This window comes from Henriciella sp. AS95 (assembly GCF_038900055.1).
Taxonomy (GTDB): Bacteria; Pseudomonadota; Alphaproteobacteria; order Caulobacterales; family Hyphomonadaceae; genus Henriciella.
The window spans coordinates 2027200-2044264 of sequence record NZ_JBBMQM010000001.1 but is presented as its reverse complement, the minus strand read 5'-3'; the positions used below and the strand labels follow the sequence as shown (position 1 = coordinate 2044264).

16 protein-coding genes are annotated in these 17065 nt (G+C 58.5%); 8 read left to right on the top strand and 8 right to left on the bottom strand.

Annotation, left to right across the window (positions count from 1 at the left end):
- Positions 1–51: 51 nt before the first annotated feature.
- From aroQ to aat, 4 genes are read left to right on the top strand one after another with little or no spacing between them, the layout of a single operon-like run.
- Positions 52–483 (top strand): type II 3-dehydroquinate dehydratase, encoded by a 432-nt coding sequence (gene aroQ / locus WNY37_RS10155; RefSeq protein ID WP_342973278.1) that lies wholly within the window; start codon positions 52–54, stop codon positions 481–483.
- Between the two features lie 13 nt (positions 484–496).
- A complete protein-coding gene (gene accB / locus WNY37_RS10150; RefSeq protein WP_342973277.1) occupies positions 497–973 on the top strand; it encodes an acetyl-CoA carboxylase biotin carboxyl carrier protein in 477 nt (158 codons plus the stop codon).
- Positions 974–983: 10 nt separating this feature from the next.
- Complete coding sequence (accC, locus tag WNY37_RS10145) at positions 984–2324, top strand: acetyl-CoA carboxylase biotin carboxylase subunit (protein WP_342973276.1); 1341 nt, start codon at positions 984–986, stop codon at positions 2322–2324.
- A gap of 14 nt (positions 2325–2338) precedes the next feature.
- On the top strand, positions 2339–3007 hold the full coding sequence (aat, locus tag WNY37_RS10140) for a leucyl/phenylalanyl-tRNA--protein transferase (protein ID WP_342973275.1): 669 nt from the start codon (positions 2339–2341) through the stop codon (positions 3005–3007).
- On the opposite strand, the gene WNY37_RS10135 is transcribed toward aat, so the two are convergent.
- Genes WNY37_RS10135 through WNY37_RS10125 form a run of 3 tightly spaced genes read right to left on the bottom strand, consistent with a single transcriptional unit; the run spans position 2932 to position 4519 of the window.
- Entirely contained in the window at positions 2932–3423 is a 492-nt protein-coding gene (locus WNY37_RS10135; protein ID WP_342973274.1) for a DUF2155 domain-containing protein, read from the bottom strand. The genes aat and WNY37_RS10135 overlap by 76 nt on opposite strands.
- Entirely contained in the window at positions 3424–4137 is a 714-nt protein-coding gene (locus tag WNY37_RS10130) for an MlaD family protein (RefSeq protein WP_342973273.1), read from the bottom strand.
- Complete coding sequence (locus tag WNY37_RS10125) at positions 4130–4519, bottom strand: NADH:ubiquinone oxidoreductase subunit NDUFA12 (RefSeq protein ID WP_342973272.1); 390 nt, start codon at positions 4517–4519, stop codon at positions 4130–4132. The genes WNY37_RS10130 and WNY37_RS10125 overlap by 8 nt, the downstream gene beginning before the upstream one ends.
- 167 nt (positions 4520–4686) lie before the next feature.
- Between WNY37_RS10125 and WNY37_RS10120 the strand changes: the two genes are divergently transcribed.
- The 3 genes from WNY37_RS10120 (at position 4687) to WNY37_RS10110 (ending at position 8439) form a co-directional block, all read left to right on the top strand.
- Positions 4687–6975 (top strand): hypothetical protein, encoded by a 2289-nt coding sequence (locus WNY37_RS10120; RefSeq protein ID WP_342973271.1) that lies wholly within the window; start codon positions 4687–4689, stop codon positions 6973–6975.
- Positions 6976–7088: 113 nt separating this feature from the next.
- Positions 7089–7577, top strand: a complete 489-nt coding sequence (locus WNY37_RS10115; RefSeq protein ID WP_342973270.1) for a pentapeptide repeat-containing protein — start codon at positions 7089–7091, stop codon at positions 7575–7577.
- Between the two features lie 157 nt (positions 7578–7734).
- Entirely contained in the window at positions 7735–8439 is a 705-nt protein-coding gene (locus WNY37_RS10110; protein ID WP_342973269.1) for a pentapeptide repeat-containing protein, read from the top strand.
- A 57-nt stretch (positions 8440–8496) separates the two neighbouring features.
- On the opposite strand, the gene aspS is transcribed toward WNY37_RS10110, so the two are convergent.
- Complete coding sequence (aspS, locus tag WNY37_RS10105) at positions 8497–10287, bottom strand: aspartate--tRNA ligase (protein ID WP_342973268.1); 1791 nt, start codon at positions 10285–10287, stop codon at positions 8497–8499.
- 91 nt (positions 10288–10378) lie between these two features.
- Between aspS and rnd the strand changes: the two genes are divergently transcribed.
- Positions 10379–11551, top strand: coding sequence for a ribonuclease D (gene rnd / locus WNY37_RS10100; RefSeq protein ID WP_342973267.1), 1173 nt, complete (start codon positions 10379–10381; stop codon positions 11549–11551).
- Here the strand turns inward: rnd and WNY37_RS10095 are convergent.
- From WNY37_RS10095 to WNY37_RS10080, 4 genes are read right to left on the bottom strand one after another with little or no spacing between them, the layout of a single operon-like run.
- Positions 11548–13059, bottom strand: coding sequence for a Ppx/GppA phosphatase family protein (locus WNY37_RS10095; protein ID WP_342973266.1), 1512 nt, complete (start codon positions 13057–13059; stop codon positions 11548–11550). The genes rnd and WNY37_RS10095 overlap by 4 nt on opposite strands.
- Positions 13052–15247 carry an RNA degradosome polyphosphate kinase gene (locus tag WNY37_RS10090; RefSeq protein ID WP_342973265.1) on the bottom strand — a complete coding sequence of 732 codons (2196 nt, stop codon included), beginning with the start codon at positions 15245–15247 and terminating at the stop codon, positions 13052–13054. Before WNY37_RS10090 ends, WNY37_RS10095 begins: the two co-directional genes overlap by 8 nt.
- A complete protein-coding gene (locus WNY37_RS10085; protein WP_342973264.1) occupies positions 15247–15966 on the bottom strand; it encodes a hypothetical protein in 720 nt (239 codons plus the stop codon). Before WNY37_RS10085 ends, WNY37_RS10090 begins: the two co-directional genes overlap by 1 nt.
- A gap of 3 nt (positions 15967–15969) precedes the next feature.
- On the bottom strand, positions 15970–16998 hold the full coding sequence (locus WNY37_RS10080; protein ID WP_342973263.1) for a hypothetical protein: 1029 nt from the start codon (positions 16996–16998) through the stop codon (positions 15970–15972).
- Between the last annotated feature and the right edge of the window lie 67 nt (positions 16999–17065).

Genomic DNA, 17065 nt, shown 5'->3' with positions numbered 1-17065 from the left:
TCTTCCTTGTACGCCTTGCCTTGTTAGAGAAAGCAGAGCAAGACCTGCAGCATGACGAAGCCGATTTATGTCCTGAATGGCCCCAACCTCAACCTTCTGGGTTCACGTGAGCCTGAGATTTACGGTCACGAAACGCTGGATGACATTCGCGACTCCCTGACCGAACAGGCCGGGAATCGCAGTATAGAGTTTCGTCAGACGAATTCCGAAGGGCAATTAGTGGACTGGGTACAGGAAGCCAATCGCGACGCCAGCGCCATTATCCTCAATGCAGGCGCCTATACGCACACCTCCGTTGCACTGCATGATGCACTGCGTGCTTGCACCCTGCCCGTCATTGAGGTTCACCTTTCAAATCCGGCCGCTAGGGAGCCCTTTCGGCAAACCAATTATGTAGCACCCGCAGCGACTGCAACGATTGCAGGACTGGGGTCACGCGGTTATCACTTCGCATTAGACGCCGCGATAAAAATGACAGCTTGAGGATACACCTTCTATGAGCACGGCAAAGACCGGCCTTGATACAGGCCTTGTTAGAGAGCTCGCTTCCATTCTGCGCGATGCAGATCTTGGCGAAGTCGAAGTGGAACATGACGGCCTGCGAATCCGGGTCAGCAAACCAACTGCCGCCGCCCCGGCACCCATCCAGTACGCCGCTCCAGCCCCGGTTGCAGGCGGCGCGGCCCCAGCGGCCGCTGCCGCACCGGCGGCAGCGCCAGCCACTGCTGCGCCTTCGCACGACAACGCCGTGACCAGCCCAATGGTTGGAACCGTCTATCTGTCTCCAGAGCCGGGCTCCAAGGCTTTTGTGGCCGTTGGCGACAAGGTAAAAAAGGGCGACACGCTGATGCTGGTTGAAGCCATGAAGACCTTCAATCCTGTTGAGGCGCCCGCCGCCGGCACTGTGAAGGAAATCATTGTTGCCGACGCACAGCCCGTAGAATTCGGCGAACCCCTGATCGTCATCGAATAAGGACGACGCCATGATCGAGAAAGTTCTGATCGCCAATCGCGGCGAGATCGCCCTGCGCATCCACCGTGCGTGCAAGGAAATGGGCCTATCGACCGTCGTGGTGCATTCCGAAGCCGACCGCGACGCAATGGCTGTGCGGCTTGCCGATGAGAGTGTGTGTATCGGACCGGCACCGTCCAGCGAATCATATCTCAAGAAGTCCCGGATTCTGGCGGCGGCTGAAATCACCAATGCCGACGCAATCCACCCGGGATACGGCTTCCTCTCTGAAAACGCGCAGTTTGCCGAGATGGTCGAAGCACACGGTCTCATCTTTATCGGTCCCAAGCCCGAGCACATCCGGACGATGGGCGACAAGATCGCCGCCAAGCAGGCCATGATCGACGCTGGCGTGCCGTGCGTGCCGGGCTCAGACGGCGGTGTGTCGAGCGTCAGCGAAGCCAAGAAGGTCGCCAAGAAGATCGGCTATCCCGTTCTGGTAAAGGCGGCAGCGGGTGGCGGTGGTCGCGGCATGAAGGTCGCCCAGACCGAAAAGGATCTGGAAAACGCAGTCCGTACCGCAAAAACCGAAGCAAAGGCCGCTTTCGGCGACGATGCTGTTTACCTCGAAAAATACCTTGGCAAGCCGCGCCATATTGAAATTCAGGTGATTGCTGACAGCCATGGCAATGTCGCCCATTTGTGGGAGCGCGACTGCTCGCTGCAACGTCGCCATCAGAAGGTTTTCGAAGAAGCGCCGTCCCCTGCCCTCAACCAGGCGCAGCGCGAAGAGATTGGCATGATTGTCGCCAAGGCGGTTGGCAAGATTGGCTATCTCGGCGCCGGGACTATGGAATTCCTCTATGAAGACGGAAACTTCTACTTCATCGAGATGAACACCCGTCTGCAGGTCGAACACCCGGTCACCGAGATGATTACGGGCATTGATCTTGTGCGTGAACAAATCCGCATAGCTGACGGAAAGAAGCTGTCTTTCAGCCAGGAAGACGTGATGCTGGTCGGCCATGCGATCGAATGCCGGATCAATGCCGAGCATCCCGAAACATTTGTCCCCTCACCGGGTCTGATCACCGAATTCCATGCGCCGGGTGGCCCCGACGTGCGCGTCGACAGTGCCGCCTATGCCGGGTACCGCATACCGCCGAACTACGACTCCATGATCGGCAAGCTGATCGTGCATGGCCGAACGCGCAATGAGTGCATCATGCGTCTTCGCCGCGCCCTGGACGAAATGGTGGTTGGTGGCGTGAACACCACCCTGCCGCTTCATCAGCGCCTTGTTGAGGCAAAGGACGTCGTCGATGGCAATTACAACATCCACTGGCTGGAGAAATTCCTCGCCAAAGAGTAATTGTCCGGACCAACATGTCTGAACGTATCGATACGGAATTTGTCCTCGACTTCTACCGCCGGGGCGTCTTTCCCATGGCTGATTCGCGCGAGGATGAGACGCTGTTTCTCATCTCGCCCGCTGAACGCGGCGTTCTGCCGCTAAAGGGGTTTCACATCCCTCGGCGGCTGAAGCGCACAGTGCGTCAGATGCCTTACAAAGTGACGGTCGATACGGCGTTCAACCGGGTCATCGATGCCTGCGCCGAAGAACAGCCGGACCGGCCCACGACATGGATCAACACGCAAATCCAGAACATTTATGGCGCCCTGCACCGCGAGGGTCATGCCCACTCGATCGAATGCTGGAATGATGAGGGCGAGCTGGTTGGTGGCCTGTACGGCGTGAAGATCGGCGCTGCTTTCTTCGGGGAGAGCATGTTCTCGCGCGCGACGGATGCATCAAAGATTGCGCTGGTCCACCTGGTGGCCAGACTGATTGAGGGTGGGTTTGAACTGCTCGACGCGCAATTCCACAACCCGCATCTGGAACAGTTCGGATTGATGGAAATCCCGAAAGAGGCGTTCCTGCAACAGTTGAAAGACGCGCTGTCGAAGGACGCTGATTTCTACTCTTCGGGCGCTTCCGGGGTCGACGGGCTGACCGGTTCGCGGTCTGTGCATCTGATTACCCAGACATCGTAAACCGGGTGCTCAAGTGCGCTGAGGCCCGGTGTCGAAGCGAACATCCAGCCTGAGAACAACGTCTCTGGCGCATCCGCGTCTTTTTTCGAAGTCGATGCATCTTGCTCGACATCGCTGGCCGGGCGCGGCTCGGTCATCGACTGCATGCGTGTCGCACTTGCCGTCTCGATATGTAAGAAGGCTGCCGATTCCGGTGGCTCCTCCGGCGGCGTCTGATAACAGACCTCAAGGTTGATCTTGAGAGAGCCATAGATAACCGGCTCATCGACCTTGATTTCAAAATCGGTGGAACGACCGGTAATCTTGTCGAGCGCCCGAAGGGTGGCCGTTTGCTCTTCATTATAGCTGACCGCGCTGGACGGCGGCGCAACTGCACCCGCAATCAGCGCAGCAGCGAGGAATGGTGTGAGGCGCACTTATTGGTCTCCTGAATCATCCATCTCTGGATCAGTTTCATCGACTTCACTCGATGAATCGGGAGATTCTGTGTCTTCAGCTGCTTCATTGTCAGGGGCTGGGGCTTCAGAGGCCGTGTCTTCAGAGGCAGTATCATCAGCTGCCTCGTCTTCACCGAACGCGCTCAGCGATGGGGCCTCTTCATCATTAGAGGACGCACTGCTGCTATCAGCACTATCGGAATCGTCACCAGAGCCGCTCGCGAAGGATGCAAACAGGGTCAGCAAATCAACACTGCCTTGAGTGTAGAGGATTTCGCCGCATCCGCTGTCACCAAAGAGTTCCTTGCCTTCCGGGCAGGGTTCAATCATTCCAAACCCGGCGGCCGGTTCCAGATTGATGTAGTTGCCGCCCAGCAGGCCTTCGGCCTGAATGCGAGCGGAAGTGCCGTCTTCCAACGGGACGAGGTCCTTGGAGATGGCCATGGTCACGAGGGCTTCTGCGCGGTCGACATCCAGGCCGATCTTGCGGACGGTGCCGACCTTTACGCCAGCCATACGGACATCCGTGCCGGCACTGACACCGCTCACACTGTTGAACCTGGCACCAAGCTCAACGCTGCCGGATGGCGCAGATGCAGCCTCGCCGCCGCGCGCCAGGGCAAACCAGAGGAAAACGCCGGCCACAACCAGGACGGCTGCACCGATCAGGGTTTCAAGAATCGATTCACGCATCTGGCGTCCAGGCCTCATAGTCTGCGTCGGCTTTGCGGCGGTCACCGCCTTCGCTGATCGCACCTTTCGGATGATAGGCGAAGAGTGTGCCCGTCATGTTTGGTTTGTGATCCGTTTCCCAGGCGCGCCGGTTGAGCGGCATTTCTGTCGGCGGCTCTTCAAGCGTATGATGAAGCCAGCCATGCCATTCGGCAGGCACCTTGGACGGTTCAGCGAGGCCGTCATAAATTACGTAGCGGCGATGGCGGCCTTCCACAGATTTCTTGCGGTCCTCATAATATTTATTGCCATAGTCATCGGTACCGACATGCACGCTGCGACGCTTGATATCGAACCAGCCGCCGGGCGTTACGCCATTCCACCAAGTGAAGAGCTTGAACATTTCTGAAGACCTCGAATCTTTCAATCATGCTGGAATATGGGGCAAGCCATGTCGCGAATCCAGTTATGCATGGCCACACAATATCTGAACCCTACCGTCAAGACCGCAGAACACCATTCGGCGTGTCGTCGCATCGCAATCGGTATAGTGACCCTCGGGAGTATGCAATGAGCCAATCAGTCGGAAAAACAGGTTTGCTACAGGCGGCGCTCGCCGACGGACGTATCAGCCCGATTTGCCGGCTTTCCGATCTGGTCTCTCTGCCTTCCATGGCGCCTGAGGGCCTTGAGGCTGAAGCGCTGGACGTTGCCCTGCGCCAGCGCGAGGCGGTCGAGCTGTCCAAACGCACGACCCTCGGCATGGCGGACCTCGTCGAGCAATTGGGCTCACGTCCCCGCAACGCGCAGATTGCGGAGGCCATGCTCGCCGGATTGCCTCAGCCGCTGGTCGAGGCCGGATTGCAGCACGAGCAGGGTTTCGAGGGACTTGAACGCCAGCTGCGCGAACAGGCGATGGCACCCTATGTTCAGGCCCCCGTCGGACTGGCCACTGACGCCTTCGAGACGATGAGCGACGCGCTTGCGACCTTCCGGAAGAAAGCCATCAGCGTCTGGGTCGGCGATCCGCAGGCTGTACCTGCAACCACGCCTGCCGTCGCGATCGATGTGTCCACCTTCATTTCGGAAAACGGACTTGAAGCGCGTCTCCTGACGGACACGCTTGAAGTGGCGCACCTTTCAGCCGGATCGCCGAATGACATGTGTGTGCTCGTGCACGGCGTGCGCGCCGCAGCGCTCGCGCTCGAGGCGCATGGCGAGGCCGATACGGCCAAACGGGCAGCCGCCATCCTTTCCTTCCTCGGTACCCTCACGTCCGGATCCACGCTCACCAAGGCCGATGCATCACGCCTTGGTTTGTCAGCCATCTCGAAGCTGGGTCCAATCAAAGGGCTGTCGATTGGTATCGCTCCCCTTCGGGCCGATGCGGATCTGGCATTTGCGCCGGCCAGCGACGGACTAAGCGGCGCTGTTGCGCTGACACACACGGACGAGGACGGCATTATTCGCCTGTCGCCAGCCGCGGCGCTGGCCGTCGAGGCGCGAGGCACAAAAACCCGAGAGGCCGTCCAGGCCGCCATTGATGATGGGTGCAATCTCGACCACCTGCCCGAGATCAATACAGAATCGCTTCGCCTTCGCGGTTTTTCTGATGAAGCGATTGCTCGCTTGCGCAACGCGATCGCCGAAGGACTGCCGTTCAGCGCGGCCTTCTCTCGCTGGGTCCTTGGCGATGATGTGCTGACCAAAGACCTGAAGCTTGCGCCGGAAGCATTTGATACTGATGGCGTCGCGCTTCTCAAGGCGATCGGCTTTTCCGACAGCGCAATCACGGCAGCAGAAGACGCGTCGAACGGCGCCGTCGAGAAATCGGTGCACCGGGTCTTCGAAGAGGCAGGCCTCACCGTGGATGACGCGACCGGCTTCGTTCTTGAGACGGCGCGCCTGGCGCGCAAGCATTTGACGTCAATCCATTGTGTTGACGGCTCTGACTGGCCGGACGCCGAGATTTCACAGGCGCTGAGCGCGGGCCTGTCAGTGTTTCTCGGCGCTGAGCCTGAACAGGTCGATGCGGAAACCGAAGAGCGTATGTCCGCAATTCTGGCCCTCGCTGAAGACCTCGCCGCCGAATATGAGCGAGACGCCATGCCAGCGGACGTTTCGGAAGCCGGCATGGGCAGCGCTTCAGGCCCCGTCCAGCGCACGCGTCTTCCCGACCGGCGCAAGGGATACATCCAGAAAGCCACCGTGGGTGGGCACAAGGTATACCTGCATACGGGCGAATTCGATGATGGCTCTCTGGGCGAGATCTTTCTCGACATGCACAAGGAAGGCGCGGCGTTCCGGTCTCTGATGAACAATTTCGCCATCGCTGTGTCGCTCGGTTTGCAATACGGCGTCCCGCTGGACGAATATGTCGATGCATTCGTCTTCACGCGGTTTGAGCCTGCTGGCGACGTGACCGGCAATGACCGCATCACGAAGGCCACGTCGATCCTGGACTATATTTTCCGCGAACTTGCGATCTCCTATCTGGCGCGGGAGGACCTGGCTGAGATTGGCGCTGATGTCAGTCACGACGGTCTGGGTCGCGGCCTGAAGGACGGCACACGCGAGGCCCCTCAACCTTTGCCCGATGAGGCCGTTCAATTCATTTCACGGGGCTTTTCGCGCGGACAATTGCCAGACAATATCGTCATTCTGGACAAGAAGAGAGCCGAGCGCGGCGAGGCCGCCAGCCAGGCGAATTTGGACGATCCAGATGATTATGACCCCGAATACCTCGCTCAGCCGTGCCCCCATTGCGCGAGTTTCACGCTGACGACTCTCCCGGAAGAAGAAGCCTTGCACTGCGAAACGTGCGGGCAGGAAACGAGTCCGGAGAGCATTTTCAATTAGCCGAAAGGGCTGATTTCCGGCCAGAATGAGCCCTCATTTTTCGCGTGCGAGCAACTGGCAAGGCGATTGCGACAAGTAGTGGGAAACCCTAAGTCCCCTCCATCAGGTGTTCCATGTTGAAACAAATTGTTATCGCAACGGCCGGACTGCTCATATCCGCGGGCGCTTTCGCCCAGGATGCCAGCGAGATTGCCAAGGTCCAGGCCGGCCAGTCCTGTGTGGGCTGTAATCTGTTCCAGGCGAACCTCGCCTATCTGGACGCAAAAAATGTTGATGTTTCAGGGTCGAGGCTCCGCCAATCTGATATGCAGCTCTCAACGTTCGATGACTGGAACCTGTCGGGCGCGAACCTCACAATCGCGAATATGTTCGGCGTTCGGTTCAATCGATCCGACTTTTCAGGCGCTGATCTGACCCGCGCAAACATGGTTGGCGCGTATGTTGGGACCTCAAATTTCGCGGGCGCAAACTTGACAGACGTTAACATTTCTGGCGCTGATCTTTCCATCGCTCGGGGACTTACCCAGCACCAGTTGGATCGAGCGTGTGGGGACAATTCGACCATGCTTCCAAAGGGGCTAAAGGTACGGCCATGCGCCTGATCCGCCATCTGTGATGGTGCGACCCGCATGCAACACCTGCCACTTCTTTCAGAGCCTGTCAGCGAATTAAGTTAATTGAGCGGTCGAGGACCAATAAATTAAAGCCATGAGAAGCACGGCCCTAAATCTTTCCATCGCGGCAATCGCAGCCTTGGCAATGGCACAAAACAACTTTGCGGACGCGCAGGAAACCAGCCACCATGTTGCCTGGTCGCCGTCATATGGTGGATCCTGCCAAGCTTGTGATCTGCGCGGTCGAAACATGTCAGGGTGGGACATCTCGCGCGCAAACTATCCGGATGCAGACTTATCTGATTCCTTGTTGAGAGGGACGCGTGCGACCGGAGTTGTCTTCACAAACGCCATTGCTCTGAACACTGATTTTCGTCAGGCGACGCTTGATGATGCGAAATTCGTCGATGCGCATCTGGAAACTTCGCGCTTTGACAAGGCGAGCCTGCGCAATGCGGACCTCTCCCGCGCGGTCATGACGCAAACCAAGCTACGCGGCGCCATTCTGACAGGCGCGACGGCGCGCCGGACGGACTTTTCTGATTCACTGGCTCAACGCGTCGACTTTTCGGGCGCAAATCTCGCCAATGCGCGGTTCACGAATGCGAAGCTCAGCAATGCGGTGTTCTACAACGCCGTTCTTACCGGTGCGACGTTCGATGGAGCCGACCTGACCGGTGCCAATCTATCGAACATGCGCCTCAATGAGGTGAACTTCGAAGGGGCGATTGGCCTCGAGACGGCCAACTTCGAAAATAGCTGCCTCGCAGCCGGCACGCATTTGCCAGACGGTATCGAGCTGGCGCCCTGCCCTCCATTGGAAGGGACATTTGCGCTCAAATTTGATTAGCGAATTCGAGTTCACCGATTGAGCAAGGGCGCCGCGAACGGCGCCCTTTTTTGTGCCTCAATCCTTTTTGACCTGCGGTGCGAGCCTCAGATTCAGCTCTTTAAGCTGTACGTCTTCCGCAGGCGCCGGGGCGCCCATGAGGAGGTCGACCGCCTGCTGGTTCATCGGGAAGAGTGCGATGTCGCGAAGGTTTTTCGCGCCGCACAGGATCATCACGATACGGTCGATACCCGCCGCCATACCCCCGTGCGGAGGTGCGCCATACTGGAAGGCGCGGTAGAGACCACCGAAACGGTCCTCGACGTCCTGTTTGGACAGTCCGACTTTTTCGAAGGCTTTGACCATCAGTTCCGGCACATGGTTCCGGATGCCGCCGGACACGATCTCGTAGCCGTTACAGACAAGGTCGTACTGCCAGGCCTTGAGATCCAGCGGATCCATCGAGTTGAAGGCATCGAGGCCGCCTTGAGGCATCGAAAACGGGTTGTGAGAGAAATCGATGCGCTTCTCTTCTTCGTCCCACTCATAGAATGGGAAGTCGACGATCCAGGCGAGTTCGAACCGGTCGCGGTCAATGAGATCGAGCTCTTCACCGACCCGTGCGCGGGCGGCGCCGGCGAAAGTTGCAAACGCTTTTGGATCACCGGCTGCGAAGAAGCAGGCATCGCCAGCTTCCAGGCCGAGCTGAGTGCGGATGGCTTCGGTGCGTTCGGCTCCGATATTCTTGGCGATCGGACCGGCGCCAGCGACCGCGCCTTCTTCTTCGCGCCAGAAGATATAGCCGAGGCCAGGCTGGCCTTCGCCCTGCGCCCACGAGTTCATCCGGTCGCAGAAGGCTCGGCTGCCGCCCGTCTTGGCCGGGATGGCCCAGACCTCGACTTTGGGGTCCCGTTCGATCATCCCTGCGAAGACCTTGAAGCCCGAGCCCGCGAAGTGCTCGGTAACGGCCTCCATCTCGATCGGGATGCGAAGGTCCGGCTTGTCGGAGCCATATTTGCGCATCGACTCGTCATACGGGATGCGGCGAAACTCCTGCGTGACAGGCTTGCCCTCACCAAACTCCTCGAAGAGGCCGCGGAAGACCGGCTCCATCGTGTCGAAGAGATCGTCCTGCGTGACGAAACTCATTTCGAGGTCGAGCTGGTAAAACTCGCCGTAGAAACGGTCAGCGCGCGGGTCTTCATCCCGGAAGCACGGCGCGATCTGGAAATACTTGTCGAAGCCCGACACCATCAGCAGCTGCTTGTACTGCTGCGGAGCCTGCGGCAGCGCGTAGAACTCACCAGGGTGCAGACGCGATGGCACGAGGAAATCCCGTGCGCCTTCCGGCGACGAGGCTGTCAGGATCGGCGTCTGGAACTCGGTGAAATTCTTGTCCTGCATGCGCTTGCGCATCGACGCGATGACTTTGGTCCGCGTCATGATGTGATTGTGCAGCGTCTCACGGCGAAGATCGAGGAAGCGGTATTTGAGACGGACCTCCTCTGGATATTCGGGTTCGCCGAAGACTGGCAGGGGCAGCTCGGCGGCCGCGGACTGCACAGTCACTTCACCAGCCACGACTTCGATTTCACCCGTTTCAAGATTCGGGTTCACCAGCGACTCATCGCGGGCAACTACCTTCCCGTTCACCGTCAACACACTCTCGGCGCGCAGGCGCTCGACCGTCTCAAAACCCGGTGAGCCCGGATTGAAGACGCATTGGGTCAGGCCGTAATGATCGCGCAGGTCAATGAAGATGACACCACCATGGTCGCGGCGGCGGTGCAGCCATCCAGATAGCTTCACAGTCTCACCAACGTGAGACTTCGTAAGTTCGCCGCATGTATGCGAGCGGTATGCGTGCATTCTATCGCTCCGAGAATTTTCTCATGAGAGACAAGCTTTTGACCAGCAAGCCTCTCGCCTTTGTTCTGCGGATGCGATACGCGTGCGCGCCATGACTGACAAGACACTGACGCCCATTACTGAACAGGGAGAGCTGCAAAAGTTCTGCGATTCCCTGTCGAAAAGCGAATTTATCTGCGTGGATACAGAATTCCATCGCGAAACGACCTTTTGGCCAGAGCTTTGCCTGGTGCAGGCGTCAGCGCCCGGCGTGGAAGGCCTTATCGACCCGAAAGCCAAGGGACTCGACCTGCAGCCATTTCTCGATCTGATGGCAGACACATCTCGCGTGAAAGTCTTTCATGCTGCCCGTCAGGACATGGAAATTTTCAACAAGCTCATCGGGTCGCCCCCTGCTCCGGTGTTCGACACACAGATCGCTGCGATGGCACTCGGCCTTGGCGATTCGATTTCGTACGACAATCTGGTTCAGAGAACGCTGCGTCGGCAGATCGATAAGTCGAGCCAGTTCACCGACTGGAAACGTCGCCCCTTGTCAGACAAGCAGCTCACTTACGCGCTCGGCGATGTGACCCATCTGCGCGATGCCTACATCATGATGCACGATGAGCTGGAAAAACTTGGCCGTCTCGACTGGATCAAGGAGGAGATGGCCGCACTTTCCGATGCCGATCTCTACAACACCGATCCCAAGGATGCCTGGCAGCGGCTGAAGTTCCGGAAGACCCATAAAGACTATCTGGCTGTCTTTGTTGCGGTCGCCGAATGGCGTGAACGCCAAGCGCAGTCGCTGGATCGTCCTCGCCGGCGTATCCTTAAAGACGAAGCAATTCAGGAAATCGCTGATCAGAAACCCAGAACTGCCGAACAGTTCGACCGACTGCGCGCTGTCCCGAACGGCTTCATTCGTTCGCGCAATGCTGAAGGCCTGCTGGAAACGGTGGAAGCGGCTGTGGCAGACCCGGAATACTACGCGCCGAAACTGCCGAAGCGTCAGCACAATCCCCAAACGCCGCCCGGTGCTCCGGAAATGCTGAAAGTCCTCCTGAAGGCCGTCAGCGACGATATAAGCGTTGTGCCGCGCCTGATTGCCAATGCCGCCGATATCGAGCGTATCGCCCGCGGAGAGACGTCTGACGACATTCCTGCGCTGACGGGCTGGCGAAACGAGGTTTTCGGTACGAAAGCACGGGCCTTGCTTACGGGTGAGCTGGCGCTCTCATTCCAGGATGGTCAGGTCCGGCTGTTCGAGCCAAAACACTAGACATTCACTGTTTCGGCGACGGCCACTTCAGGGTTCAGGTCCATGATCGAGCCAAGCTGGTTGAGGCGCTTGCGAACCGTTGCCGACACCATGTCCTCGCAGCCGGGCTCAACTTCCAGGACAAGTTTGGATTTGGTTGTGCGCAGGCTGACCTGTTTCAGCAGCGTTGCCGTACGACCGGAATAAACGGCCCCGAGACGCATCGCAGCGCCCATCACGCGAGCAAGATGGTCATCGGAATCACGGCCCAGTCGGGTAAAGGCTTTCGGGCGCTGGAATTTGTGCGTGTAGCGCGCGCCGGTAGCGTGGGCGAGCAGGACCCGGTCCTCATGTGACATGCTGCGTATAGGTGAGCGGAGGATGAGGTAATACGCCATGTCTGCCCGGTGATCGGGGTGGAAACGACCGCCGCAATCGGCCATGAGGCAAGCGGCCTTGAAGATACGTTGCTTGGCGACGGATTTCGGCAGGACCGACCGCACAAAATCGTACAGCGCCAGGCCAAACTCGTATTGTGACTTGTCGAGGCGCAGGAAGGCTGCTGTGCCATCGAGCAGCGGGTCACCGGCGGGGCTACCGAGCGATTCGAACAGCACCTGACCTCGCTGATCGAACAGCACGCCGTCGCGCAAACCGTTGGCCGAAATGACGACTTCCTTGAATTCGCCAACATCGAAGACTTCGTCGAGCACAAGGGCGGCATGTATGATGGTATCGAAGCGCCGGCCCACAATGGAAGAGACGCGGCTGGCCACTTCCTTGTCACGCTGGATCGACAGGATCTCGCGCGTGAGCAGCCGGATCGCCGATCCATTCATTCGGTAGCCGTGCAGGATGCCGAGTGGATAGGCGGTCATGTCGATATGAACGCTCGCGAGCGCACGCCATGAGCCACCAACCGCATAGAGACGGCGCGCACCAGACTTCAGGATGTCGGAGTGTTTGAGGACCTTGCGGATCGCCTTGCGATGCTCGCTGATCTTCGTATCGGGCGCCATGGAAAGAGAGAATGGACCAAGCGGGTGCGTTTCGCCCTGTCCGTCCTGCCCCGAGGGTGTGATGCGTTGGAATTCCAGACTGGACCCGCCAAGATCGCCGACGATGCCGTCTGGCAGATCGAAGCCGACGCGGACACCGAGCGACGATAGTCTTCCTTCGTCGGCGCCCGACAGAATTCTCAGTTTCGCACCGAGCTCCGTCGCCGCCCGGCGGGCAAATTCGGGCCCGTCTGACGCCTCACGTACAGCGGCCGTGGCAACAGCGATGACTTCGGTGACGTTCAGGCCCGTCAGGATGGCGCGGAAGCGGCGAAGCGCAGCAATGGCTTCGGTGACGCCCTCAGGAGAGAGATGTCCGGTCTCCGGCAAGCCCCGCCCCAATCCGGCGAGCACCTTCTCATTGAAATAGGGCAGCGCTGCAGACCCCGTTACCTCATAGATGACGAGACGCACCGAGTTCGAACCGATATCGACGACCGCAGATTTTTCTGGCGTGAGCGATCTAAGCATTCTGTTTCTTGCCGCGTTTCTTCGGCGCGAGGCGCGGTGGAATACTCACAACGAGCGCATTTCCGCGGCCAGACAGGCTGGGGTTTTCCATGAAGTAGCGGTGGGCACTGAACCCGTCGCCCCGCTCTGGTGGACGAAGACGGAAAAAGCTACCGTCGCCATCCATTTCCCAGCTCTGCTCATCATCATTGAGATTAGCGATCATGATCTGGTTGAGCACCTGGCGGTGCACGGTCGGGTTCTCGATAGGCACGAGAGCTTCAACGCGCCGCTTCAGGTTTCGCTGCATCCAGTCTGCGGAGGAGATGAAGACCTTTGCTTTTGCCGAGGGCAGACTTTCGCCATTGGCAAAGCAGACAATTCGCGAGTGTTCGAGGAACCGCCCGATCAGGCTTTTGACGTTGATGGTGTCAGACAGACCCGGCACCTGAGGCCGCAGGCAGCAAATGCCGCGAACGATGAGAATGATCGGCACACCCGCCTGACTCGCCCTGTAAAGCGCATCGATGACATCGCCGTCGACCAGCGAGTTCATCTTGGCCCAGATGCCGCTCGGCTTGCCTGCCCTGGCATTGGCGGCCTCCTTGTCGATGAGCTTGATCAGCGTCTGCTCCAGCGTGCGCGGTGACATCGAGATTTTCTCGAAATCCGGTGCATTTTCGGGCGGCTCACGGTAGGCCGTTATGTAGTTGAACAGGCGGTTGGCATCGCGTCCGAGCGCCGCATCGGCGGTGAACAAAGACAGGTCGGTGTAGATGCGGGCAGTGACAGGGTGATAATTTCCTGTCCCGAAATGGGTGTAGGTCTGGAGTTTCTGGCCTTCCCTGCGGACTACCAGCGAGACCTTTGCATGGGTCTTGTAGTCAATGAAACCATAAACGACCTGCACCCCTGCCCGCTCCAGGTCACGGGCGAGACGGAGGTTGGTTTCCTCATCGAACCGCGCCTTGATCTCGACCAGGGCTGTCACGTTCTTGCCCATCTCGGCCGCTTCCATAAGGGCGGCAACAATCGGAGAATTCAGCGTCGTGCGATACAAGGTCTGCTTGATCGCGATGACATCAGGATCGAGCGCAGCCTGTCGAACGAACTGCACAACCACATCAAAGGACTCATAGGGGTGATGGACAATGAAGTCCTTCGCTCGGATCGCTGCGAAGCAGTCACCACCCATCTCGCGAATGCGCTCGGGGTAGCGTGGCTCGTAAGGTTTGAACTGCAGGTCAGCGCGATCCTCAATGATGAGCTCTGACAGGCTTTTCATGCCGAGCAGGCCATGGAGGACCATGATGTCGCGTGGTTCGGCGCCAATTTCCCGCGTGATAAACTCAAGCAGCTGATCGGGCGCGTCGGCGTCGATGTGAATGCGGACAATGCGGCCGCGCCGGCGTTGCTTCAGCAGGATTTCAAACTCATGAATGAGATCCTCGGCCTCTTCCTCGATCTCGATGTCGCTGTCTCGAACGATGCGGAACACGCAATGGCCACTGGAACTATAGCCAGGAAACAGCATGTCCATGAACTCAGCGATCACACTCTCAAGACGGACAAAGCGAATGCCTTGTTTGGCCTTGTCTGGCAGACGTATGAAGCGCGGCGAGAAAGCGGGCATGGGCACCAAGCCAACCATCGCCTCCGCACCCGCGTGCTCCGGGATTAGCTGGAAGGCGACGGCGAAGCCCAGATTCGGAATGAATGGAAATGGGTGTGCCGGGTCCACCGCCTGAGGCGTCAGGATCGGAAAGACATTGTCCTCGAAATGGGTCTTCAGCCATTTGAGATCCGCCTTGGACAGTTCAGAAGCGGGTTCGACGTGGATTTTCTCTGATGCGAGCAGATCGCGAAGCTCTTTCCAGCAGGCTTGCTGCGACTCCATCAGTGCGGCCGACTGTTTTTCAATCGCCTCGACCTGCTGTCCAGGCGTCATGCCCTCCTGGCTGGTCTTGGTGACCCCTGCGCGAAACTGCTCCCGCAGGCCAGCGTAGCGGACCATGAAAAATTCATCGAGATTATTTGCTGAGATCGACAGAAATCGAAGCCGCTCCAGAAGCGGGTGCGAAATGTTATGGGCTTCCTCGAGAACGCGCTCATTGAAGCGCAGCCAGGAGAGCTCACGATTCAGGAAGCGCTGCGGACCTTTCATTGTCGTCGCTGAACTGTCCTGATCCGTTTCAGCCGCGTCCGCCATCAGTCTTCCTCATCCTCAAACAGTGGCCGCGTTCCATCCATTTCATCGAGGACGTCGCGGGCAAGGGGTATGGTTACCTCACGCCCATCTATCATCTCATGAAGATTTTCAACGAAAGTTTCTATGGCAAGATAGCTACGTTCAATGCGGATCAGCAAATAGGTCTCTACGCCCTCCGGTAATTTGAGGAATCGCTGCTTCATTGCGCGCCTGAGGCGGATAGAGACCATCTCGTCGTCTGGCGGCGCCAACTCGACCAGTGTCATTGATTTGAGCCGTGAGGCGAGGTCGGGCAGTTTCACACGCCATTGCGCCGGAGACGCATTGCCGGTGATCAGCAGAGAGCCGCCGGCTCGCGAGGAAAGGTTGATGGCCGAGAGAAGGTTGTCCTCGTTCGACACGCCCTGCCCCAAATCGATCGCGATAGGTCCGGCGGCCAACTTTTCCAGCTTTTTGTGAGACAGCTTGTCAAACGCCTTGGCGCTCAGCAATTCGCCGCCCGCATAAGCGGCCCAGGCACTGGCGGCGGTCGTCAGACCCGACTTTCGACCTCCGACGAGTGCCAGTGCCGGCATTCGCCAATCCGGCCATCGCTTCAGTGTGGCAATAGCGGTGCGATTACTCGGCGTAACCGAAAGCGTCTCAAGCGTCAGTCCGGATTCCGGGAAGTCGAGTTTGAGCTGGCGGCTTTTCTTCGGCTTGTCTTCAGACGAGGTCAATCTTCACTCGGTGTCAGGGAACTGGGAGACTGCAGATGTCATAACCCAGCCCATCATGTCCGGGTCAAGCGTTATCCCGCGTTCGCGCAGATTGCTCACAAGTCTCTGCTCATCGCCGGCATAAACAAATTTCACAACTGCTCCCTCTTTCGAGAGACCCTCGACAGCAAAGTCAAAGATCAGCGGCGAGCGCGCGATCGCCGTGCGCAACGTGTTCCACTCGACAAGCGAGGTAAAGAAGATCGTCGAGCGCGCGGGCGTACGGGTCGTTGACCGGACGATGGACTGGTCTTTCCAGACCGCGTCCATCGCGTCAGCGGCCGCCATGGCGGCTTCCTCCATGGTCGCGACGGTCTGCGTAGAGCCGAGCTCTGTCTCGCCTGCGGCGGTCACGGAAATCAGATCAACGCGAAACGCACCGGTGCCGCCGGTCAGGCGTGCCTTGATCGCGCGCCGTGCACTCGATGCATCGACATCAGGGCGCAGTTCGAACCAATCGGAATCCGTCGATATGCCGGTCGAGCGAGAAACCACAAACGGAGCAAGATTTCCCTGCGACTCGTCAGGCCAGGCGGAAGCCCATGTGAAACTGTCGAACCGGTTTGATACGGGAAAGACCACGGCACGCGGCGCAGAGCTGTCGACATAGGGGATGGACCGCTCTTCCAGGAACGTCCGCACCATGACCGGATTATAGACCACGGCAATCTTGCCGACATAACGGCCACCGCCGCGCGTCTCTTCTTCAACATCGACAGCGGCTGCAAGGCGGTTGGCAGTTGCAACATCAATCATGCCGGGTGTGATTTTGCCGCGTCTGTCCTCTGGCAAGGTCAGACGATCAATCAGGCGGTAGGCGCCCTTGATACGCGCCGAAGCGAAGGCGCGTTGCTGGGCCTCGATGACGGACGCGGCCGACTCATCAACGTCAATGTCGCGGATCGTGTAGATTTCGCGCATTTGGGCATGCGCTGCGCTGGACAGACCTAACACCATGGTCAGGCCTACAATCAAAACTCGAATCATCAGCATGTCTTTCTCGAATCCACGTCTCTAATTTCCTAGCAGGCCTGATACATCTCTGAAACCGCTTGTTGTG

Bases quoted from the DNA above. Each gene is read 5' to 3' on its own strand.
- aroQ (WP_342973278.1), top strand. From the start codon at position 52: ATGACGAAGCCGATTTATGTCCTGAATGGCCCCAACCTCAACCTTCTG.
- accB (WP_342973277.1), top strand. From the start codon at position 497: ATGAGCACGGCAAAGACCGGCCTTGATACAGGCCTTGTTAGAGAGCTC.
- accC (WP_342973276.1), top strand. From the start codon at position 984: ATGATCGAGAAAGTTCTGATCGCCAATCGCGGCGAGATCGCCCTGCGC.
- aat (WP_342973275.1), top strand. From the start codon at position 2,339: ATGTCTGAACGTATCGATACGGAATTTGTCCTCGACTTCTACCGCCGG.
- WNY37_RS10130 (WP_342973273.1), bottom strand. From the start codon at position 4,137: ATGCGTGAATCGATTCTTGAAACCCTGATCGGTGCAGCCGTCCTGGTT.
- WNY37_RS10125 (WP_342973272.1), bottom strand. From the start codon at position 4,519: ATGTTCAAGCTCTTCACTTGGTGGAATGGCGTAACGCCCGGCGGCTGG.
- WNY37_RS10120 (WP_342973271.1), top strand. From the start codon at position 4,687: ATGAGCCAATCAGTCGGAAAAACAGGTTTGCTACAGGCGGCGCTCGCC.
- WNY37_RS10115 (WP_342973270.1), top strand. From the start codon at position 7,089: ATGTTGAAACAAATTGTTATCGCAACGGCCGGACTGCTCATATCCGCG.
- WNY37_RS10110 (WP_342973269.1), top strand. From the start codon at position 7,735: ATGGCACAAAACAACTTTGCGGACGCGCAGGAAACCAGCCACCATGTT.
- aspS (WP_342973268.1), bottom strand. From the start codon at position 10,287: ATGCACGCATACCGCTCGCATACATGCGGCGAACTTACGAAGTCTCAC.
- rnd (WP_342973267.1), top strand. From the start codon at position 10,379: ATGACTGACAAGACACTGACGCCCATTACTGAACAGGGAGAGCTGCAA.
- WNY37_RS10095 (WP_342973266.1), bottom strand. From the start codon at position 13,059: ATGCTTAGATCGCTCACGCCAGAAAAATCTGCGGTCGTCGATATCGGT.
- WNY37_RS10090 (WP_342973265.1), bottom strand. From the start codon at position 15,247: ATGGCGGACGCGGCTGAAACGGATCAGGACAGTTCAGCGACGACAATG.
- WNY37_RS10080 (WP_342973263.1), bottom strand. From the start codon at position 16,998: ATGCTGATGATTCGAGTTTTGATTGTAGGCCTGACCATGGTGTTAGGT.